17 protein-coding genes and 1 pseudogene are annotated in these 20,569 nt (G+C 58.7%); 11 read left to right on the top strand and 7 right to left on the bottom strand.

Translation table 11 applies throughout. The annotated features are described in order from the left end of the window. Nucleotides 1-1,721 precede the first annotated feature (1,721 nt). The 5 genes from fixJ to XI09_RS02730 all read right to left on the bottom strand — a co-directional run bounded on the left by fixJ (nucleotide 1,722) and on the right by XI09_RS02730 (nucleotide 4,418). Nucleotides 1,722-2,327 (bottom strand): response regulator FixJ, encoded by a 606-nt coding sequence (gene fixJ, locus XI09_RS02710; protein WP_271565555.1) that lies wholly within the window; start codon nucleotides 2,325-2,327, stop codon nucleotides 1,722-1,724. Further along, complete coding sequence (locus tag XI09_RS02715) at nucleotides 2,324-2,599, bottom strand: ATP-binding protein (RefSeq protein ID WP_245570229.1); 276 nt, start codon at nucleotides 2,597-2,599, stop codon at nucleotides 2,324-2,326. Before XI09_RS02715 ends, fixJ begins: the two co-directional genes overlap by 4 nt. After that, nucleotides 2,572-3,501: a PAS domain S-box protein gene (locus XI09_RS02720; protein ID WP_271565556.1), complete on the bottom strand. Its 930-nt coding sequence runs from the start codon at nucleotides 3,499-3,501 to the stop codon at nucleotides 2,572-2,574. The genes XI09_RS02715 and XI09_RS02720 overlap by 28 nt, the downstream gene beginning before the upstream one ends. Before the next feature lie 351 nt (nucleotides 3,502-3,852). Beyond that, nucleotides 3,853-4,083, bottom strand: coding sequence for a hypothetical protein (locus tag XI09_RS02725; protein WP_333939016.1), 231 nt, complete (start codon nucleotides 4,081-4,083; stop codon nucleotides 3,853-3,855). Nucleotides 4,084-4,085: 2 nt separating this feature from the next. After that, complete coding sequence (locus tag XI09_RS02730; RefSeq protein WP_271565557.1) at nucleotides 4,086-4,418, bottom strand: hypothetical protein; 333 nt, start codon at nucleotides 4,416-4,418, stop codon at nucleotides 4,086-4,088. Between the two features lie 1,335 nt (nucleotides 4,419-5,753). Between XI09_RS02730 and XI09_RS02735 the strand changes: the two genes are divergently transcribed. The 4 genes from XI09_RS02735 (at nucleotide 5,754) to XI09_RS02750 (ending at nucleotide 9,159) form a co-directional block, all read left to right on the top strand. Next, nucleotides 5,754-5,981: a hypothetical protein gene (locus XI09_RS02735; protein WP_183233830.1), complete on the top strand. Its 228-nt coding sequence runs from the start codon at nucleotides 5,754-5,756 to the stop codon at nucleotides 5,979-5,981. Nucleotides 5,982-6,515: 534 nt separating this feature from the next. Next, nucleotides 6,516-6,902: a cbb3-type cytochrome c oxidase subunit I gene (locus XI09_RS02740; protein ID WP_442869514.1), complete on the top strand. Its 387-nt coding sequence runs from the start codon at nucleotides 6,516-6,518 to the stop codon at nucleotides 6,900-6,902. 118 nt (nucleotides 6,903-7,020) lie between these two features. Beyond that, nucleotides 7,021-7,260: a transposase gene (locus XI09_RS45925; protein ID WP_442869515.1), complete on the top strand. Its 240-nt coding sequence runs from the start codon at nucleotides 7,021-7,023 to the stop codon at nucleotides 7,258-7,260. A gap of 1,023 nt (nucleotides 7,261-8,283) precedes the next feature. After that, on the top strand, nucleotides 8,284-9,159 hold the full coding sequence (locus tag XI09_RS02750; protein WP_271565558.1) for a host specificity protein: 876 nt from the start codon (nucleotides 8,284-8,286) through the stop codon (nucleotides 9,157-9,159). 167 nt (nucleotides 9,160-9,326) lie between these two features. Here the strand turns inward: XI09_RS02750 and XI09_RS45930 are convergent, their stop codons facing one another. Together XI09_RS45930 and XI09_RS02755 are read right to left on the bottom strand one after the other, a co-directional pair. Further along, on the bottom strand, nucleotides 9,327-9,533 hold the full coding sequence (locus tag XI09_RS45930; protein WP_442869516.1) for a transposase: 207 nt from the start codon (nucleotides 9,531-9,533) through the stop codon (nucleotides 9,327-9,329). Continuing rightward, a pseudogene (locus XI09_RS02755) lies at nucleotides 9,446-10,663 on the bottom strand (IS1380 family transposase). The gene XI09_RS45930 and the pseudogene XI09_RS02755 overlap by 88 nt, the downstream one beginning before the upstream one ends. A gap of 1,616 nt (nucleotides 10,664-12,279) precedes the next feature. Between XI09_RS02755 and XI09_RS02760 the strand changes: the two are divergent. The 7 genes from XI09_RS02760 (at nucleotide 12,280) to rtxC (ending at nucleotide 20,548) form a co-directional block, all read left to right on the top strand. Then, on the top strand, nucleotides 12,280-12,486 hold the full coding sequence (locus tag XI09_RS02760) for a cold-shock protein (protein WP_271565559.1): 207 nt from the start codon (nucleotides 12,280-12,282) through the stop codon (nucleotides 12,484-12,486). Between the two features lie 202 nt (nucleotides 12,487-12,688). After that, nucleotides 12,689-13,636: an IS3 family transposase gene (locus tag XI09_RS02765; RefSeq protein WP_271565613.1), complete on the top strand. Its 948-nt coding sequence runs from the start codon at nucleotides 12,689-12,691 to the stop codon at nucleotides 13,634-13,636. 77 nt (nucleotides 13,637-13,713) lie between these two features. Next, entirely contained in the window at nucleotides 13,714-13,932 is a 219-nt protein-coding gene (locus XI09_RS02770) for an integrase core domain-containing protein (protein WP_271565560.1), read from the top strand. Between the two features lie 956 nt (nucleotides 13,933-14,888). Next, nucleotides 14,889-15,077: a hypothetical protein gene (locus tag XI09_RS02775; protein ID WP_271565614.1), complete on the top strand. Its 189-nt coding sequence runs from the start codon at nucleotides 14,889-14,891 to the stop codon at nucleotides 15,075-15,077. Nucleotides 15,078-15,259: 182 nt separating this feature from the next. Then, nucleotides 15,260-15,544 carry a hypothetical protein gene (locus XI09_RS02780; protein ID WP_271565561.1) on the top strand — a complete coding sequence of 95 codons (285 nt, stop codon included), beginning with the start codon at nucleotides 15,260-15,262 and terminating at the stop codon, nucleotides 15,542-15,544. 1,383 nt (nucleotides 15,545-16,927) lie between these two features. Next, nucleotides 16,928-19,459, top strand: a complete 2,532-nt coding sequence (locus XI09_RS02785) for a 2-aminoethylphosphonate--pyruvate transaminase (protein ID WP_271565562.1) — start codon at nucleotides 16,928-16,930, stop codon at nucleotides 19,457-19,459. Nucleotides 19,460-19,489: 30 nt separating this feature from the next. Beyond that, nucleotides 19,490-20,548: a dhydrorhizobitoxine desaturase gene (gene rtxC, locus XI09_RS02790; protein WP_271565563.1), complete on the top strand. Its 1,059-nt coding sequence runs from the start codon at nucleotides 19,490-19,492 to the stop codon at nucleotides 20,546-20,548. Nucleotides 20,549-20,569 lie beyond the last annotated feature (21 nt).

The raw sequence follows: 20,569 nt of genomic DNA on the forward strand, positions 1-20,569 counted from the left end.
TCCGGCCGAAGAGATATGGCTTGCTCCGGCCTCGCGGCGATGGGATGCAGATTGACTGCTCTTGACAAACTGGGAAATTTGGATGTTTTCCCTAGGTAGAAGCCCCTAAGTATTTACACGTAAGTCCCGTGAGGAGGGCATCTCGTATGGGCGCCGCGGCGCGGTCCCTTGGTTGCTCAAACATGCTCAAATCGGATTAGGAAGCTGCATGCTGGCTTCGTCGGCCGCGACCATGGGAACAGTCGGAAGCGCACGGCCGCACCCGTAAAGAGCGCCGGCCAAGTCGAACGCGGGCGTCCACCGCCACTTTCGGCTCGCCGCAGGAAGTCTTGTTCGCTCGCCTTGACTCTGATGCTCGTCAGCATCGGTCGGCCGCGGAGGTGACGATGCGGATATTGACAGCATCCTGATCGATGTACGCAGGCCGACGTGGTCGACGTGCTTGATGATCATGCAATACTTGCGCATGTGGACCGAGTTGGGGCCCACCCGGATCATAGTGCTTGGCTCGCGTGACATATTGACCTGGCGCAACGGCCGGCCTTGCCGACTCTCCCGCGTTTTTGAAGCCGGAGGAAATCGTGACTGGCCTGGCTTGAAGCTAAGCTCGGGGCATCACCGGTGGGCTCGGCCGCACCTCGTCGATGGAGCGCCGGCGAACCGTGAGGGCTCCGGACAGACGGCACTCCTGTTCCTGATGCGCGCCTGGCGTCGCCATTGCGCCGATTGCGACGGCGTTTTGACCGTATCTGAAATTCTTGCCCTCATTGTGACATCAGGACTGGAATGGTAGATTGCACGAAGCATATCTCCCGCGATACCGCCGAGCAGCCTTTCTTGAGCCGAGAGCGGCCGTATCCGCCCATCACCAGCAGGTCGAGGCTTTCGTCCGCCGCAAGCGATAGGCGGGCGCGCTGCGCTGACCGGGATGTCGGGAGTGAGACGACCTTTGCAGTAAGTCCTGGCTTTGCAAGGTACTAACCCAGACAGGCGGTGGAACTTTCCGGGGGGACCTTGTCCGGAGCGGCGGTCGCGACGATGGTGAGGGCGTCTGCTTTACATAGCAGCGGCATCGGGTCGTGCAACGCGCGGGCCGCACGGCGCCTGCCGCCCGAGCAAATCCCGATTCGTCTGATCGAAAAAGCGCCATGGAAGATGTATGGCCGGTAAAAAACAGGGTCGCCGGCCTGGCGAAGGGAATAGAGTTATCGTGGCTGTCGTAGCCCCTCTGAGGTTGCGTGACGATGGCTAGGTCGTAGACCCGCGCGCTCGTGCAGATAATCCGGCGCGCCTCGGCCGGAACCCCACTCAGTGCGCTGGTATGCCGGCGGTTCCGTGCCCGCAGATCAAAGACCCGAAGTGCCGCTTCGGCCCGCTCCAACGCACGCGACCGTTTGATTTCGAACACCGAAGTGACTGCCGACCAGCCTAGCGCAATCACCGAATGATGGTCCTCTCGTAACCGATCGCCATAGCGTCAAAATGCGCACCCGTGCCCAATATGCGAAGGAAATCGAATTGTTTACTGCAGCCCGCACCGGGAGCTCCGTTGGAGGATGGACCAATATATTGCCGAACTATGCCGTTCTCCGTGTTGCATCGGTAGCCGTCACCGAAAACATGATCGGCTCGGTGCCGTGCGCCCGAAAAACCCTCCGTTCGTCGTCTGCACTGCGCAGCTTGAATGCAGGAATCAGCCATTCGCGCCATTTGCGCTGCTGCTAGAGTCCCGCGGTAATGGCGATCCGCATCAACTCGGACATGCTGCGGACATTGATCTTGGCCATGAGGTTCGCACGGTAAACCTCGACTGTCCGGGGACTGATGCCGAGATCATGGGCGATCACCTTGTTAATCTTGCCGGCTAATAGTCCCTGCAGGACGTCACGCTCGCGCGACGAGAGGTCCGCGAGGCGGGATTCCGCCTGTAGTTTCGCTGCGTCATCGGCTTGCCTTGTTGGCCGCGCTTCCAAAGCACTATTGATCGCACGCAATAGCACCTCCTCCTCGAACGGCTTCTCGATGAAGTCGACCGCACCCGCTTTCATCGCTTCGACTGCGAGCGATACGTCGCCATGACCAGTTATCAGGACGACGGGGCAGTCGACGCGATCGGCCTTCACTTTGCGGACCAGTTCGAGACCGCTCATACCGGGCATGCGGATGTCTGACACAATGCAGTCAACCGGACCGCTCGCGACGTCATTGAGAAAGGCGGTCGCCGTCTCATAGGTTGCTACGTAGAAACCGTTAACATCAAGCAGAAACGCGAGCGATTCCCGCATCGCCGCGTCATCGTCGATCACAAGAATGCGCTGGCCAATCATGTCTCTTCACTAAGCTCCGCAAATGGCGCGGTGAACTGAAAGATCGTGCCGCCGCCCGAATTCGCTTCCGGGACAATGTGGCCGCCATGTGACTCGATGATCGTCCGGCAGATTGATAGCCGCACACCCATGCCATGCTCTTTGGTCGTGACAAAGGGCTGGAACAAGCGGTCGGCGATATCAGGGCTGGTGCCGGGGCCCTTATCAGCAACGGCAAACCTGTCGACCTTGGCAAGTTCAACGGTCAATTCGCGGCGCGGGCAGGAAGCCATGGCTCGATTGCATTGCGTATCAGGTGCAGCGCGACCTGCTGGATCTGGATCTTGTCGACAATCATTGATGGCAGATTGCGGTCGCTGCGGATGGCCACGCGCCCGGCTTGCACTTTGGCGCCGACTAGGGGCAAAGCCACAGCCTCTTCAAGGAGCGTGAGCGGATTCTCCGCCGTGTGCTCCGTCTCGCCCTTGGCAACGAATTCCCGCAGGCGCTTGATGACATCGTTGGCGCGCAGAGCCAGTTGGGCGCCGTGTTCGAGTGCGCCAGCAATGCGATTGGCGTCCGGCTTGTCGGGCGCCAGCAGAGCCTTTGTGCCGCGCATGTAGTTTGTAATTGCGGAGAGCGGCCGGTTGATCTCATGGGCAATAGACGATGCCATCTCACCCATGGCGGTCAGCCGCGACACGTGCACGAGTTCAGAATGCAGCTCTTGCAAGCGCCGTTTCTGCGCTCGCCGTTCGGTGAGATTTGGGATGAAACCGAAGAACCGTTCCCCGCGCACTTTGGCCTCACCGACGGCAAGCTCCATCGGAAAGGTCGAGTTGTCGCTCCGTTCACCGACCACGATGCGGCCGATGCCGATGATGTGCCGCTCGCCATTGCTCAGATAACGTTCGATGTGGTGGTCATGCTCGGCGCGGCAGGGCTCCGGCAGCAACCTGGATACATTCGTTCCGACGACTTCGTCCGGAGAGCAACTAAATAAACGCACTGCCGCGGCGCTGAACGAGCGAATGATGCCCTTCTCGTCAATCACGATCATGGCTTCCGTCACGGTGTTCAGGATCAACTGCAGAAGGGCTAGCCTATACCGCGCCTGCTCTGATTCCCGCCGCAGCCGATTGCCCATGAAGCCAAGGAGGGGGCCAAGTACCGCGAATTCCGCGATATCGATCATGTTTGCGGAATCGGTGATGAGGCCTTTCGCAAGAAAGGCCACGCTGATGATGAGGCAGGGCACGGTAGCGAAGTTGGTCCGTCCGCGGCCGCGGCGAAAGCGGCAAAAACGACCACTGGAAGGTAGATGATCGTGAACGTGCGGTCCGGACGATACCGATTTAGCGCTGGGCGCAGTACGAGAGCCAGCCCGGCGACTGCCGCGGCAGTGCCATAGCGGTACCAGATGTGGTCCGGCATGTTTCCTGGCAGCCCCTCTCATTCGATCGACTTTACATTGTTTCCCACGAGAGGCCACCGGAGGCAGTCCGCGTCTCAACTCACGCCACTCTATTGTGGAGGATGGCCGCCGCTATCTCGGCCAGATGCGCCAGTGCGTCGGCTGCACGGTGACGTGTTCTCCGGTCTTGGCCTTGATCCAGCCGCCGAAGATCCGGCGGCAAGGAAAGACCACCCGGTGAATGATGTTACCCTCGATCACGGCAATCTCCAAATCTCGATCAAAGGGCGGCGCCGTTTCGAGCCGCTCCCAGGTCAGGTCGCCATTAGATCCTGAACGGGGTTCATCGCTGCGGGCTGACAAATTCAGGCAACCTTCTGGGCACTAAGGAACCGATCGCTTGGCCGCCGCGCGAACAGGCTCAGCCCAATATTGCCCAGGCGGCGCGTGGTCTCGATCGCGTCAGCCGTGGCCGGGGTTTTATCGGCCGCGGCGCCGTGGCACCTATCGTGCCGGGACCTGATCCGCTCACCGACCGAAATATTAGGATTGGCGCTGCGAAACAACTCCCGGGCTTCGGTCGAATCGATCTGGATCAGCTCGAGCCTTCGGCGGTTGGTATTGATCGCTGTTCTGCAGAAGTTAAACTGGACTGCCGCTCCCGCAACTTGGCCCGCGGCGGGACAAATGTCCGTCATGTCGAAACATCCTTCGTTGGTGAGGAATCTCCTTGTCCCACGGCGTCAGCGTGGGGCGTTGGGTTATGATGACTTCAGCCGCGCCCTTGCCAGCGGGCGGCATCCCCAAGCTAGAATGGGAAGATGCCGGAAATCGCTTGACGCCATTCGGATGATGCGCTCGGCACCGATCATCGCGCGCCGGTCCGCAGGTCGATGAAGTGCGCCATCGCAAGCGACGCAGGCTATCGGGTGCAGGTCATCGGCACACGGTTCGGGTGCGTCCGGCAGCAGTCCTTGAACTAGGTCGCCGGTATCTGGACATGAAAAGATGATGGGGCGCCAAGTCTTTCTGTCTGCCATGTGTCTGACCTTGGACTGGAAGATCACTTGTATCAGTAGGCAGCCGTCGCAGTAATTGATACAGGTCAAAAAGAGCTGATGCGCGTCCAGAATGGCCGAGCCCGAGCGGCCGCTGCGAGCCGGACAGGCCCGCGTTGGCAGGCGACATGTCACAACTCGGGCGATCCGCCAGAGCGTCGCGTTGGTCCGCGACACGCCAGCGTGTAGCAGGGTTGATTTGAGGCGCACCGCACGCGGATGGGCCACGACAGCATTTGTCCTCAATGCTGCGATAGCCGGCAAGCAGATGGTAATTTGATCGCCCGCCTCGCATTGTCGGTAGCCTTGCCGGCGCTAATCCCAGCCATAGGCTTTCGCGCTGAAGTCCTGAACCTTTGTGACAAGCCTGATCATCGGCTTTGCTGTCGCGGCGGCAGGGTGGACCGTCAGGACCGAGATCGGGGGCGGTTCGCCTCATTGGCCATGATCACGTGCGCGTAGGTTTCGCCGTCGATAGCCCCCCGCCGCCGGGGCGCGTCAGAAATGGCTCTACCCGGTGATTGGCCAATGACCCGGTATTTGCGGCGATGCCTCGTGAGACCAAGTATCGCGTGCAAAGTTCGCGGCGGCTCGAGGTTCGATATTGCCAGCGGTTGAGTATGGGATCGATAGAGATCAATAGCCGGCATCTCGGGCGTGACGGTGCATGCTGTTCTCAATCGTCTCTTCGAGACATTCCTCGATTATCGACTCAATTTTGTCGGTCGAGGGCATGAGCAGACCAGAAGGCGCTGTCCGTCGGCTCAAAACAGAGTGCGGTCCGCCAAGCTGCACAGAGAGCTATTGCGGGGTTTGCGGCCGACGGGAGCGCTCGCGCCGCGTTGCCCAAGTCTCGACCTTATTTCGATCGGAGGAGCGGACAACCTCTTGGGGATGCTGCTTGAGGTAGATCAAATACTCTTGTGGCGCGAATGGCAGAATGGTGAATGAGTAACCCCACAGGAAGAGGCTGTTATGCCTTCATTTAACGTTCGGTTCATTAAGACCGTTTGTGACGATACCGGCCACGAACATCGTGCCTGTCAGGCAGCGTTCAAGGTCGATGCCGCCTCGCTGAGTGCTGCTGCACAGCAGGCGGAGACCGATTTCTGCAAGCAAAAGAGTGTCCGCGATTGGACAGTCTTCGCCGATGTGATAGAGCTTCGCACTCCGCCTGCATTGCCGCCAGCATGGGGTGGTTAGCTTGAGTTTGGCCAGGGAAGTCTACGGGGTCAATCTGCGAATCTAGGCGTGATCAGGACATCGATGCGATCGCACGTGAGCTCAATCTGCCACATCCGCCTTTCGAACCATGGCGCAAAAACCAGACTCTCCTGAAGTCTTAAGCAGGCGCCTCGCACTTGCCGGTTTTTCCGAGAATACGCTTGCTGCCCGCATGGAGGCGTATTGCGCGATCTGCAGCGGGTGTGCGGCCTGCCTCTGGCCAAGACAGCTGCGCCGCCGACCTCGAGAGGCAGAACCATGCAAATCCGCTCAAAGTCTGCCAAAACGAACAGGCCCTGCGCGTTCGGTCGTGAGACATCCTCCCGCTGCGCTTTCGCGATTGATCGCGTTCAATCAGTTCCTCGCCGAGAATCTTGACTCCTGAGCAAGCCGGCTTTCAAAGAAGGTTAACACAGGACAAGCCCATCGCCGCCTCGAAATCCACGACAAGGGTGAAGCAGGCCTGATGTCTGTATTCGCTGTTTCTGCCACGTTTGCTTCTTTGCCGGAGCGATGGGACACGATCCGGCGTTTACCTTCTGCGCATTACTGGCTTTCGCCGCTAGTCTGGCCGCCGCCCGGAGATCAACGGTCGGCCGAACTACAACTCGGTCCGATCAAACTCACCTCGGATGGACATGTGGCATCGCTGGGTTTTCCATCGGCCTTGTCATCGCGTCACAGCTTGCTTGGCCTGCACTGAATTTCGGTCTGTCCTGGACGAGCTTCGGGCGGCTCCGCCCGCTGCATACGTCGGCGCTGATCTTTGCGTTCGGCGGCAAGGTGCTTATCGCGACCTCGTTCTCGTGGAGAAGACCTGCCGCACGCGACTGGCTGGCGATCTTGCGCCGTGGTTCGTGGTGGTCGGCTATGGTGTGCGTGTCAATTTATTTGTTCTGATCAGGGGCACCGGCTATCTGTTCGGCGCCACCCAGTCGAAGGAGATAGGCGCAGTGCCCAAGTCGAACTGAAGTAGTGGACAAAGGCCGGCGGCGACGCTGGTCCAGAGAAGCTCAAGATGGTCCTGGAAAGCTTACAGGCGGCGCGTCAGGTCGCGGCGACGGCGCGGCGATATGGCGTTTCGCGCTCATTGCTGCTGCGATGGCGACGGTCGTTTCGTCCCGAGCCGAAGGATGCCGCCCATCAAACGGGCTTCGTACCGGCGATGGTGGTCGCAGAATCGGGGCCGACGCCTTGGTGTACTACATTCTGCTGTCTCAGCCTCGCCAGAGAGGCGTCACTGGTGGACAACGGTTAGGCCCTGCGGCGCTTGTTGCCGCCTGTTCGCGCCAATGCGGGCCAGAGCCTCCGCTCTGTCTTCGTTTGGTGCACTCGATATCGTGGCGCGCTCTGCGGATGCACGCTAAGTGCGGGCGAAATCCGGAGAAAAATCGCGAGAGTCTTTAAACTCGCCTGTTGCTTCGATGTCACCAAATGGATGAGCCGGCGATCTACGCTCGTGTCAAACGAGGGACGGCATGTTCGATATTTATTTGAACGGAAGACACGATCTTTTGGTCGTTCCGCGAGGCTTTGCGATCCCCGCGGGATTGGACGGCAATTGGAAGCGAAAGAAGCGGGCGGTGCGTTCAGTGAGCGATCTCATTCGCCAAGATGTGCAACAGCGCGGTTACCACCGACGTAGTTTGATCTCAAATCGGTTGAAGGCGGCAGTTGAGACCTCGTCACACGGGTAGCCAACGCGGCGATCTACGCTGATGCATTCTTCGAAACACTCTGGGCAGGAAGTCGCCGATGCCGTCGAGAACCTTGCTTACCGCGTCGACGGCAGGTGGGTATCCTGCTTCATTAGCCTTAAGGAGCAAGGTTTCTTTTGAAAAGCGGCGAACGGCGCTGCGGCTTCCTCAGGATAAGAATTATGGAGCTTTTCCTTGAGTCGATTGCGTGCGCGCGTGAGTTTTCAGCTGTCCATACTAAAGATACTTGCCGGCCAGCCGCACGGACGGGCGAGCATCGAAATCGTTAAACAGCATTTGGCCATCTATTATAGCAGCGGCCCAGAGTGGCCGGCGCGTATGAAGCGCATCGCGAGTCGCGCGCCCCAACTCGATATTTTCGGCCAAAGGCTGATCGAGCGAGAGGCCGGGTGCTGGATTATCACCGAGGAGGGAAGGAAGGCTCTTGAGACGCTTGAACAGCTAGCTAGGATGATGCACCCCGTCTGTGCGTCAGCTTATTGTCAGCTTCGCGCGCCTATCATGTCTACAGGCCTTCGAATGGGCCAGTACGGTGTAACTTTTGGGATAGGAGAGCGAACCGCATGGATAGCAGAATCACTGGTTCTTCCAGTCAATTTCCAAGCGCGAGCCAGGCCGATGAATCGGAGCCATCAGCAGATGGCCGGAGGTTTACAGAAACGCTTGCCGACGCGGCGCCTGGTTCGTCCTCGGGGGCGACACGGCCGTACTCACTCGTTTCCGAACCTCCCATCGATAAGATTGACAGGAAGTCATTCAAGGAAGAACTGAGAAATTTTTACGGTAACGACATCAAGCACATAGCCGATAATCCGCTAGAATACTCGGATTTCGTTTCCAACAAGGCTAGGCAAACAGCGATGGTCGCCAGAGCCGCATCTACCGTAAAGGATTCGGACCAGGCGCGATATTTCAGCTACCAATTGGGTGACAAGAGTGTCGGGCTTCTAAAAACCGAAGGTCGAAGTCGCATGGCAGGGGAGGCGTGGGAGCGGAACTTTCCTGGACGAAATCACGTCTCGTCCGTTGTCGGTCTCCGGGTTACTCATCCGCTCGTTGAGAACGCTGGCGATGTTCTGCTGGAACATCAACTTCGGCTTGACGGCAAGCGGGCGTTGGTCATGTCGCGTCCCGCCACTGATGAAGTGAAGCCCCGTCTAGAGCAGATGGGTTTTGTTTACGTGGGTAACAATGAAGATGACAATGAATATGTGCTTGACCCGAGGCAGCATCCGGACAAGTGGACGCTGAACGAGGAGGGAGAATGGCAGCGGGTGGATAAGCCTCGGCTATATCTCTCAAAAGCTGAGAGTAGTGATGAGGAAACCGAAGGAAGTGTCGAGGAATATTCGGGTGAAGAATACATCGAAACGGATTCGTCGGGGGACGATCCTTCTTGGTACTTCGATCAGCTCAATTTAGGCCCGGGGACTGGCTAGCCCGTCCTATTCGTGAGAGTGCGTTTTTCTGGTCCGATTGATGTGGCCGCACATCTGCTCTGACGAGGCGCACAGGAGTGCATTCGGCTTTTCACCGCCTGACCACCCGTACTTTGCAACGCGCTTGAGGGATAGGTTGGGCGAACGGGGGGTGGACGCCCCGCCGGTCAAGGACTGAGCGGCAGCAGCGCGCCGGGCAAGCCGCGGATCAGGTCGGCTTCGGGACATGCCGCGGCAAACGCAAGGCGAATGCGGCTCGTGGTCTCGACCACACGGGCAGCGAGTTTCAAGAGACGAAGACGCAGCGTCGCGAACTCGGCAGTGGCCAATTCCCGGGCTTTGGGAATGGCGTCGCCACGGTCAGCATCAGCCAATAAGCGGCCGTATGGAGCACGAGACGGACCTGGTTGGCGAGCGCCGAACGGCAGCTGGTGCGGTCGGAGGCGAGCTGCGTCTTATGCAGCTTGATCAGATTCTCTGCTTGGCCGCGCGCGCAATACAGGCTGTCGTAGACCCACTCGGCCGAACCGACATCGAGGCTGGTGCGAAGCGGATGTCGAGGCCAAGCATGGTCGCCTCAATACGGGCGACGGTGCGCCGTTCGCGATCCCAGGACTTTGCCTTGTGGCGGGTCTCGGTATAGCCACGCAGAACCGGCAGGTTCTCGATGGCGCGTCGGGTGCGGATGTCGTCGGCGACCTCGTCGACTTTTCTGGCGAGAGGCTTGGTGCCGGACAGACCGAAGATGTAGTCGATGCCGTTGGTCTCGCACCACGTCATGGCCTCCGGCCGGGCATAGCCCGTCGCCACGGAACGTAATTCGCGTGTTGTGCCACCGCGTCCGGATATGCCGTACCAGGCGGCGCAGAAGGGCACGCACCTCGACGCCGCCCGGCGTCTTGCCGGGCCTCAGCACGACCGCCACGGGACGGCTCTTCTCCGTGTCGTAGACGTGGATCGGCAGGAAGCAGCGTTCGTCATAATGAGCGTTGAACAGCGAGAGCTGCTGATGGCCGTGGACGACATCGCAGGTATCATCGATGTCGAGCGTGACGGATGCCGGCTCGCGCGGGTAGCTATCCATCCATGCGTCGACCAAAATGTAGGTCAGCCGGATCACGTCGCGCAGGCGCGGAGCATTCTCCAGCCGTGACAGCGTCGGTTGGGAACACAAATCCCGGCCCGTGTCCGGTAGGCGACCGCAGGCCAGCTTGAATGCGGGATCGGACCGCAGATGATCGAGGTCGTCGGCGTCCTCGTAGCCGCAGCAGATCGCGAACATGCGCGCGCGGAACATATCGACCAGGCTGTGCACGACCCGCGTCGGATCGCGCCGATCCGGGAACACCCGGGCCAAATTGTCGGCCAAACCGAGACGCCGCTCGGCCATCGCCAGAAGCATCACGCCCCCATTCGAGGTTAGGCGCCCACCATCGAAGGCAGCTGTGACTTTCTTGGCGTGAATGGCTGGAAACGAGAAGGGCGGAATCGTATCGTCGGTCATGGCGGGCGTGGCGTTCGCAGTTGGAGGTGATGGGGTTGGCTTCCAACCGAATCCTACGCCGTATCAGCGCTTTACACCACGCTCGCCAGCCTCTCGGGCGCCTCTTACGAATAAGACAGGCTAGCAGGCGTCCCGATGGGTGCGGCTTGGCCTGAAAGTGGCCGACTTCTCGTAGCGGCATGCACCGGGAAGGGGCGCTCCGGCGCGAGCGCCCGCCACGCGCGGGTGTGCTCCCCATGCGGCGCGCGAGCGGAATAGGCTGAACCGGCGGCGGTTCGGGCTTTCCGGCAGAGCAGCCCTTTGGAATCCCTAGTCAGCTGCTCTCAGCGGCTTCTTGCGTATCTGGCAACGCTCTGGGATTTGAACGCTCCGCAAGCATGGACTTGTTGCGCGATGCTGGAAGGGCGCTTCGCAGGGCGATCAATTGAGGTGTGCCTCCTCATGACCGAGCAATGGGCCAAGCCGAATGTCGCTGCCGCCTGTACGATCTGCGGTTTGAATGACATTAAGCCGGCGCGCTACGGAAGGAGCAGGGAATGAATCAGACTGGTCTATATCGATGAAAAACACCCGCGCGTGATGCAAACCAGACGCGCTGTTCGTCGATCGATACCGCCCAATTGTCTGGAGACTTTCGGCATCGAGCCGAAGAGGGGGGCGCTTCTCGGAGCTCCGCTTGCTGCGCCTCATCCGGACATCATCTTCACGGATAGCGGAATGTCTTGCCGTCGTTGCTGATCTTAGTGCTCGGCAGGATGACATTTCGCGATGCTCTGCCTGCACGTTTTCGTTCAGTGGACCGGTTATCTTCGATCGCTTTCAATGAAGCATCGTTGCAGCCGTCCTTGAGTGTGTTGGAAGACTACGGGAGTGATCGCAATACGAAGCCAAACTTGCGAGCAGAACCGTGTCAAAGGGCAATTTGAACATTGGTCTGTTCATCAATAAAGCGTCTCAGGCGAACATCCGACGCAAGCGCAAGGGGGTCAATTGCCGATATCTTACAGCCTACCGCCTGTGTGTTGGCGCCGCCGCTCGCTGAATCGCTTCACCAGCTGTTTAGCGCTTGGATCACGAGCGATTTCCGACTTAGGCTTGGGGGAGCCTATGGCTCGTCCGGCCACTTGCCGAACCGTTCACCAGGTTTGCGGGGCTGCGCTGTGTAAAGAGCGAGAAGGCCGTCTCGAAAAATTCGGCCTTCTGATCATCCGATGGTCGCATTCTGCTGCGCGAAAGAGTTCCTGAATTCGACGGCGAGATCAAGCTCCGAAACGGTCGCCTTGTGTCCATGTGCCGGCCGTGACTGTACTAGAAGAGCAACTGCTTCCGGCGGTGCGTTTGCGGTCGTCAAGGGTTCCTAGCCCGTCCTATTCGTGAGAGTCCGGCTTTTTGGCCCGATTGATGCGGCCGCACATCTTGTCTGACGAGGCGCACAGGATTGCCTTCGGCTTTTCACCGCCTGACGACCCCCGCGAACAAGCGCTCGCAGAAAGCGCTCCCCGGCAAGCGATTGAGCCCGCGCAAAGGGCTATCGGCGTGACGGCTTGCCGCTCAACCCCTTGCTGATTGCGACGTACTCCGATTAGATCGCGCAAGTTCAGTTTGGAGATAATGCAGTGGCAATGGGTACTGTGAGGTGGTTCAACGCGACCAAGGGATATGGCTTCATCCAACCTGAGGATGGAGGAGCTGACGTCTTCGTGCACATCAGCGCGGTCGAGACGGCCGGCTACACCAATCTCGCGGAAGGCGCCCGGGTCAGTTACGAGATGAAGGCCGGTCGTTCAGGCAAAATCAGTGCGAAGAACCTGCGTATTGGTTGACGACGTCGCCTGGCGAGGGACTCTGCCCGGTCTTTCAGCGCTCTGACCGTCTCTGGCGTTCTGACCTGGATTTTGGCTTCCTTAAGACGCCATCGATATGACCCCAGCATGTCATCTCGAAGGCTGTGAAGTGGACCGCGGATTTTGGACCGGCGGCTTAGGTGGTGCGGATGCCGTTCCGTTTTGATAAACGGAGCGGACCATGAAGAAGACGAGACGGAAAATCGATGCAGCGCTGAAGGCAAAGATCGCCTTGGAGGCGCTGCGAGAACAGTCAACGGTGACGGATCTGGCGCAGCGCTACCAGGTGCATGTGAACCAGATTTATGCGTGGAAGAAGCAGCTTCAGGATCAAGTGGTTCGGGCGTTCGATCCCCCCCCCCCCCCCCCCCCCCCCCCCCCCCCCCCCCCCCCCCCCCCCCCCCCCCCCCCCCCCCCCCCCCCCCCCCCCCCCCCCCCCCCCCCCCCCCCCCCCCCCCCCCCCCCCCCCCCCCCCCCCCCTGGAGGTCGAGAAGCTCCACGCCAAGATCGGACAATTGACGGTCGAGCGAGATTTCTTAGCCAGGAGGTCCGGAAGATGAGCACGCCGGATCGCCGAGGATTGCTTCAGCGCGATCATGAGAGTCTATGGATCCGCCGGCAATGCCAACTGCTGAGCGTTGCGCGATCGAGCGTATATCGGCCGCCGCGGCCGGCCAATGACAACGACCTTGAGCTAGTGCGACGGATCGACCAGCTGTCCACGGCCTGGCCGTTCCTGGGCTCGCGGCGGATGACGGCGATGCTCAATGGCGAAGGCCGTCGCATCAATCGCAAGCGCGTGCAGCGGTTGATGCGCAAGATGGGCATCGCGGCGCTGGGACCAAAGCCCAGAACCACAAAGCCGGCACCGGGACACAAGATCTTCCCGTATCTCCTGCGCCATATGGTGATCGACCGACCAAATCAAGTGTGGGCGGCCGATATCACCTATGCGCCGATCGGCCAGGGCTTTCTATATCTGGTGGCGATCATCGATTGGGCAAGCCGTGCGGTACTGGCCTGGCGCCTGTCGAACACGATGGACACATCGTTCTGCGTGTCTGCGCTCGAAGAGGCCTTGGCGCGCTTCGGCCGGCCTGAGATCTTCAATCCCGACCAGGGCAGCTAGTTCACCAGCGCCGCCTTCACCGGCACGCTGGCCGCCTCCGGCGTCAGGATCTCGATGGACGGTCGCGCGGCCGCTGGATGGACAACGTGTTCATCGAGCGGCTGTGGCGCTCGCTCAAATACGAGGACATCTATCTTAAGGGTTATTCGGATGGCCACGAGGCCAAAGCCGGAATCGCCCGATGGATCGAGTTTTACAATTTCCAGCGTCCCATCAGGCGCTGGAAAACCGTGCGCCGATGGCGGTCTGGCGGGCCGGTGTCACCGGCGCATTCGGCGAAGAGGCTGTGGATATGACGCTTCTCGCAAGCGAGAAGCTTAGACGGCTGCGCGTTGCCCACATCCCCACAGCCACAACAGCAGCAAGCAAGAGTAGCGTAAAGTATTGGGAAGAACGAATGGCAGCAACTCCACTTAAGAACCGGACCCGGTGGTCCTCAGCAAAGGGTCCACTTCAGAAGATCGAGTGCAATCTGTCTAGCATCCTGGATGTGACCTTGGCACGCGTGAACCTCACCGATAACCGGACGCGCTCGAGCCGAGCACCATCAAGGGTCCGCGGTCTCTCTACGCGAAATATGGATACATCACACCGAAAGCGAATTGGACGAAGAGCGCGCGATCAAAGCTGAAGAGTAGCCCGTGATCTTCACGTCGGCCGCCCTCTCTAAGAAATCATCGCGGACGCTGAAACCACAACGTCTTTCCGTTCTCTGTCCTTCTTCAAAAGAAGTGAGAGCTGATCATCCGGCCACACATTGCCCCTTCGACGCGTTGAGCCGAGCCCGGACGACGAAGACGAGATCGATCTAGTATTGGCGCGCAGCCCGAGGGAGCTCTGGCGTCTAGATAACGCAGCGCGCCAATCGTCATAAGGCGACCATAGTAAGAGACCGCCACGATGTCTCACAGGGCCTCGATGTTTGATCGCTCTAGGCTTAATACAAATCACGAACTCCCCGAGTTGGAGCTGTTCAGGTTCATCGCGCTTGGCTCGCTCATTCCAGAACATGTTCGTTTACGTGCTCAGCTTCGAATAGAAAGGCGTCGATTGGGGGCCGCATTCAAGAAGCCTCTCAACACGGCGTCTGTACGAAGGTTACAATTCCACAGCTGCACTAGTCCAGACTCCTTGTCTTCGGAAAACATGACCGAGCTTATATCCTGGCGCGAGTTCCTATGATTGCCTCTTTTTTACGGTCGTCGCTCCGAAAAAACTATGTTACAAGCCGCTCCTCTCAAAAGGAACATTCATCGTGAAAAAAGCAACCAAGAATCGCGTTAAGCGGCGCGAGTGGACGAAGGCAGATATCAAAGAGCTCAAAGTCCATTCGAGGGCTCGGACCCCGGTCATAAAAATAGCAAAGATGACCAAACGCAGTGTCGGTGCGCTACGTCAGAAGGCCTTAAATCTCGGAATCGGACTCGGACATCAACGGTAATTTTCAGCAGCGCTGGCTACTGGCGCGGTAGGGCGGCTCGCGGGCCGCCCTCTATGGCCATAGAAATTTTGTCGCACATCAGCTTTGCCGATCCGCGCTGAGAAGTTTTTCACGCACGTGCTGGATGGCCTCCCAATGTCGCGGAACGGGCTCCAGCGCCTCCTCATCTTTGATGAAGTTTCTTGGAAGACGGTTTCGACGGCGAAGACCGCTTGCGATTTATGATCGCGAGTGAAGACATCGTCTTAGCCACAGCCCTGTCTCGAAGATTTCCCGGCTGGAAATTGTCTCGCGGGGCGCTCGGCGCCGTTGATTGTTCAAGAAAAGCTGTCATTCGGCACTTTAATTGCGGTTTGTTGTCAAGCTTTCCTTTTGATCTCGCCAACGGCACGACGGTAGCGCTCGTGCCGATGGAGCCGGTCAGGGTTGCTGAGACGGCGCGAGCGCGGCTGAGGTGTGATGGTTAGTCAGGCATTGGACCGGTCTATAGTTGAACCTTTGATGCCAGCTAGGGTCATGGTTCTTTCCGAGGTCGCGTAGCGCCTCATGATGATGTCCGGGTCGGGCGCATCAACTATGCAGCGGAGTGCGAACCAGCCGCCAACAGCCGAATGAACGAGGTACTTGGGCTCATTAAGTGCCGCGACGCGATGGAACTCCGGTTCACCTTAGGGCTCACGCTGTGGACCAGCCGTCAACCACGGCACGCTCACCGCGGCGATGATTGATCCGCGAGACGTTTTCTCCGCCAAGCGGCGTGCAGAACCGAGAGATGCTGCCAGCCGAACGATCGCGCTCACAGAGGCACACGTGCCACTTATCTGGAGTCTGCTCGACGTGGACTAGCAAAGCAGGACGACATGTTCTGCTTCACGGCGGCTCGCCGAAAGGTATGGAAATGATCGTTGCTAAAGGGCCAGCAATCGCAAGGTCGCTCAGATTGCCTTCGAGCCGGACTCGACCACAGCCTGCCAAGGCCGCTCCATTCAAGCGCGGCGACGTGATACCGTCAGTCATGTGCGAAGAGGGCGTACACTCTTCCAGGCATGAGCATCCAGGCGGATCTCGCCGGCACGGCGGAGAAGCTCGGTACCTCCATCTGGGGGTATGGCGAGGATCGTACGTGAACGGGAAGATTGGGCCATCACTTACCTGCAGGTATCGCGCTCGCAGGCGGAATGCCGACGGTCCTGATGTCGAACTATCAAATTCTTCTATCTCGCTGTGAATCTCCGCACTCTGCCGCCCACGTCGGCTTGTCGCCGCCAGATGGGAGGACGTGTCAGGAAAAATTCACGCGAGAAACTCCTGGAGAGGGTTGAAACGCCCCTAACGTCAAGTTGTACGATCTTGAAATGGACAACGGCAGTCATCAGCGTCCCAAACCCTCCAACGAGCGACGGTGTGCGAATGCATCAAGTCTCAAGCCCACGCATCAGACTCCCGCTGCCAACGACGATTATCAAGTGTGCCATGCCTTGATCTGCATCCGGGCGCGATGATTTGCATCGATTTCCAAACGTCAAGTTTGCCTGAATGGCGCAGGTTCACACGTAAGTCGGTCGGCCGACCTGCCGTTTCGCGACGCAAGAAAGGCGACCACGCTAAAACCTGCGCATGCGTGATGGCTGGGTGAGAGCGCGCGTCGGCGCCAATTGCGTTCGAGGGCGCGGTCGCAAAGCCAATTTCTAGGAGGTCTGAATGGCATCGGTGAGGAGCTTTGAAGATCGCTCTGCATCTGCGATGAGATATGGAGGTTGTCATCCGGCAGGCTTTTCGGACGCCCGCGATCTATGACGTTCCTAAGCTGTTGACCGAGGAAGTCGACGCTCGCCACAGGGGCTCCCCTGGTGGGGTGGGCGTACTCCAGATCCATTGACGAATACAACTTGAGGAGGAATGGTTTGACAAGACAGCGCTCTTTGCTGACGCCTGGTCCATTGTCGTTATCGCTGGCGGTCAGGAGCCAGATGCAGCTTGATCTCGCATCGCGCGATTGCGAGTTCAAGGAAGTGACCGCCTGCATGAGGCGGCTGATGCTCAACTTGCTGGGAAATTCTGGCGACCATTCGGTGGTGCCTATTCAGGGAGGCGGCTCCTTTGCAATGGAAGCCGCTCTCTCTTCATTTGTGTCCCGAGCCCACAGGCCGCTCGTTTGCATAAACGGCATCTATGGCGAGCGCATTTTAGAAATTTTGCGGCTGTGGGGCGTCGAAGCACTGAAGCTTGTCAAGCGAGCGACCGATCCTTTGGATTCTCAAGAAATTGGCGAGCATCTGAGCCGAAACCCTGGCGTTACGCACCTGTGTCTCGTGCACTGTGAGACGACAACCGGAATCGTCAATCCGCTGGACGCGATCGTGGAGGAGGCGAGGCGACGTGGCGTAAAGACCATCATCGATGGGATGAGTTCTTTCGGCGCCCTTAATATCGACCTAAGCCAGCGTGGACCTGACGTCCTGGTTACCTCGAGCAACAAGTGCATAGAAGGGCCGCCGGGAGTTGCGTTTGTCATCGCGTCTCGCGAGCTGCTGGAGAATGCGGTTCAAGAACCGAGGTCGTTTGTGCTCGACGTGAGAGATCAATGGCTCTCACTCGAGCGCACCGGTGAGTGGCGATCGACCCCTCCCACCCACGTCGTTCAGGCAACGACAAAGGCCTTGAAGATTCTGCACGAGGAGGGCATTGATGCCAGGCGCTGCAGATACGAGAAGGTCAGGGACGATCTCGTCAAAGAACTCGAAGGAGTAGTGTCTCCGCTGCTGTCCGCGGACTTGCAGTCGCCGGTCTGCGTCGCGTTCAGTGCGCCGTCCGGAATCGTGGACCAGGCAGGATTCGATGGGCTGTATCGCCACTTGGCGGCCCACAACCTTTACATCTACTCGAAGCTGCATCTTGCGACGCGGAGTTTTCGAGTCGGTTGCATCGGGGAAATCCAATCCAGCTGGATCGAGCAGTTGGGGTGCGCTTTTCGTACATATTTCCGGTCCGGTCAGGCTCGGTCAGCGGGCCCGATATCGGGCCAAGAGACATGCGGGGCTCGCGTAAAGATGGCGGCTCGAGCGGCTGGGGACCCGCAGCTGCCGTTTTCCGCCGAGACTGCTGTTTTGCATGCGGGCTATCGACACGACCCGGTGACGAAAGCCGTCGCAGTGCCGATTTACCAGAATACGGCTTATGAACTCGATGGCGATCTAAACCACATTGCTGATGTCTACAACGTCAAGGCTGATGGGTTCACCTATACGCGGATCATCAATCCGACGACCCGCGCGCTGGAAAGGCGCTACGCCGCCGTCGATATGGGAAGCGACTCCCTCGCCGTTGCGTCAGGTCAAGCGGCGACGTTCCTTGCTATTGTCAACCTGTCAAGTGGCGATGTGGGGGACAATGTCGTCGCCTCTCCGTATCTATATGGCAATACCTGGAACCTGCTCCACAACACATTAAAGCGTCTTGGGATCAGCGTGAGGACGGCAGATCCTCGAAGGCCCGAGACGTTCGAACGTGCCATTGATGATCGCACGATATGCCTGTTCGGAGAGGTGATTTCGAATCCCTGTCTGATTCCGCTCCCCGTCAAACAGCTGGTGGAGATCGGCCGAAAGTACGGCGTGCCTTTGGTCGTGGACAATACGACGACGCCACTGGTATGCCGGCCATCAGATCTTGGCGCTGCGATTACGACGTACTCCGCAACGAAATATATATCCGGCCATGGCACGACGCTCGGCGGACTGATCGTTGACAACGGCGAGTTTAGCTACCGGGGAGCCTCTCGCTTTCCCTTGTTCAACCGTCCCGACGATGCGCATGGCGGAATTGTCTGGCATAACGCGGTGCGCGATGTCGACGATCTTGGAAAGAGCGAGTTTCTCCTCAAGGCTCGCATGACCTGGTTGCGCGATACCGGCGCGGCGATCGCCCCGTTTGCGAGCTTTCAACTAATCCAAGGGCTTGAAACGCTGCCCCTTCGCATGAAGCAGCACTGCGCGAATGCCAGGATCGTGGCCGACGTTCTCAAGGAGCATCCTAAAGTGCGCCGTGTCTTCTACCCGGGGCTCTTTGAAGGCGCCGATCGGGAAACCGTCGACCAGACACTCAATGCCGCATACGGGCACGGGGCGATGGTCATGTTCGAAGTCGAGGATGAACAGGCTGGGCGCAAGTTCATCCAGAACGTCGACTTGATGTATCACGTTTCGAATGTAGGGGATGCCCGCACGCTCGTGACCCATCCTGTCTCGACGACCCACACCACCGTCCCGCGGGAAAAGCGCGAAGCCGCCGGCATATTTGGCGGCTCGATCCGACTTTGCGTCGGCATAGAAGATGTCAGCGATATCGTACGCGATCTGGACAAGGCGCTTTCCGCAATCTGACAACCGCAAGGCGATCAGGAAGAGGTTCTCATGAATCAGGCAGAGGCTTGGAAATTGAGGTCATCACGCTATGAGGCCGTTCAATTCAGCCGAGAGATCAATAGGCAGCTCTCCGAGTTGAGGCCCGACAACATAACGGGAGCCGCTTATATTGCTAAAGATTACGCTGTGATCACAGCGTGCACGCTCGCGACTGTGTCCGTCTCATGGTGGCTCTACCCGCTGGCCGTTCTTCTGATTGGTGCCTATCAGCGCGGATTGACAACCATCGCTCATGATGCGGCTCACCGCACGCTCGCAAAGAACACGACCTGGAATTATGTGCTCGGCATTCTGTTCGCGGCCTATCCCTTGTTCCAGCGCCACTGGGCCTACCGAATCTCGCACGTCTATTTGCATCATCCCTATCTCGGCGACCCGGACAAGGATCCCGACCTGAAGTTCTTCCTGGCCAGCGGCGTTTACGACGTGCAGCCTCCGGAGCGGTACGCTTTCAACATCATCTGGAAGCCGATCTTCGGCGGCGCAACAGTGACGTATCTGAAATATCTTTGGACGAATCGGTTTTCGATCACAAATGCCGAGGATCAGAGCCGCTCAGCCATACTTGTCGACAAGTATGGCTTCTATCTCTTCTGGATCAGCATCCTGGCCGGGTCATATGCTCTTGGGCTGCTCCATATCGTCGTCCTGTTTTGGATCGTGCCCTATCTTACCACGTTTCAGGTCCTCGGCTGGTTTATCGAGCTCGCTGAGCACTCACCTATGTGCGAAACCGAGACGCAGAACGTCTATCTCACCAGGAATCGGAAAGGAAGTTTCCTCGAGCGGGCCATCCTTGGACAGAATCTGGATGAATACCATCTTGAGCATCACCTTTCGCCGGGTGTCCCGTTTTGGCTGTTGCGCAAAGCTCAGAAAATCCGAATGCAGGATCCGAACTACGCGAAGGTTGCCGCTACTTGGGGCGGGCTCTTTGTCAAGGGACCTCAAGGTCAACCTAGCGTCATAGCTCAGTTGAAAGAGCGAAATCGACGGTTGTATGAGCAGTCCGTTGCCGACGTTCGCACGCGAGGGCAGGGGGCGTGACGTTGCTTCGGCCAGAGCGCG

Source organism: Bradyrhizobium sp. CCBAU 11386 (genome assembly GCF_028128955.1).
Taxonomy (GTDB): Bacteria; Pseudomonadota; Alphaproteobacteria; order Rhizobiales; family Xanthobacteraceae; genus Bradyrhizobium.

Coding starts and splice junctions, on each gene's coding strand:
- XI09_RS02770 (WP_271565560.1), top strand. CDS start 13,714: ATGGACAACGTGTTCATCGAGCGGCTGTGGCGCTCGCTCAAATACGAG.
- XI09_RS02765 (WP_271565613.1), top strand. CDS start 12,689: ATGAAGAAGACGAGACGGAAAATCGATGCAGCGCTGAAGGCAAAGATC.
- fixJ (WP_271565555.1), bottom strand. CDS start 2,327: ATGATTGGCCAGCGCATTCTTGTGATCGACGATGACGCGGCGATGCGG.
- XI09_RS02750 (WP_271565558.1), top strand. CDS start 8,284: ATGGATAGCAGAATCACTGGTTCTTCCAGTCAATTTCCAAGCGCGAGC.
- rtxC (WP_271565563.1), top strand. CDS start 19,490: ATGAATCAGGCAGAGGCTTGGAAATTGAGGTCATCACGCTATGAGGCC.
- XI09_RS02740 (WP_442869514.1), top strand. CDS start 6,516: ATGGGACACGATCCGGCGTTTACCTTCTGCGCATTACTGGCTTTCGCC.
- XI09_RS02715 (WP_245570229.1), bottom strand. CDS start 2,599: ATGGCTTCCTGCCCGCGCCGCGAATTGACCGTTGAACTTGCCAAGGTC.
- XI09_RS02730 (WP_271565557.1), bottom strand. CDS start 4,418: ATGACGGACATTTGTCCCGCCGCGGGCCAAGTTGCGGGAGCGGCAGTC.
- XI09_RS45925 (WP_442869515.1), top strand. CDS start 7,021: ATGGTCCTGGAAAGCTTACAGGCGGCGCGTCAGGTCGCGGCGACGGCG.
- XI09_RS02720 (WP_271565556.1), bottom strand. CDS start 3,501: ATGATCGATATCGCGGAATTCGCGGTACTTGGCCCCCTCCTTGGCTTC.
- XI09_RS02735 (WP_183233830.1), top strand. CDS start 5,754: ATGCCTTCATTTAACGTTCGGTTCATTAAGACCGTTTGTGACGATACC.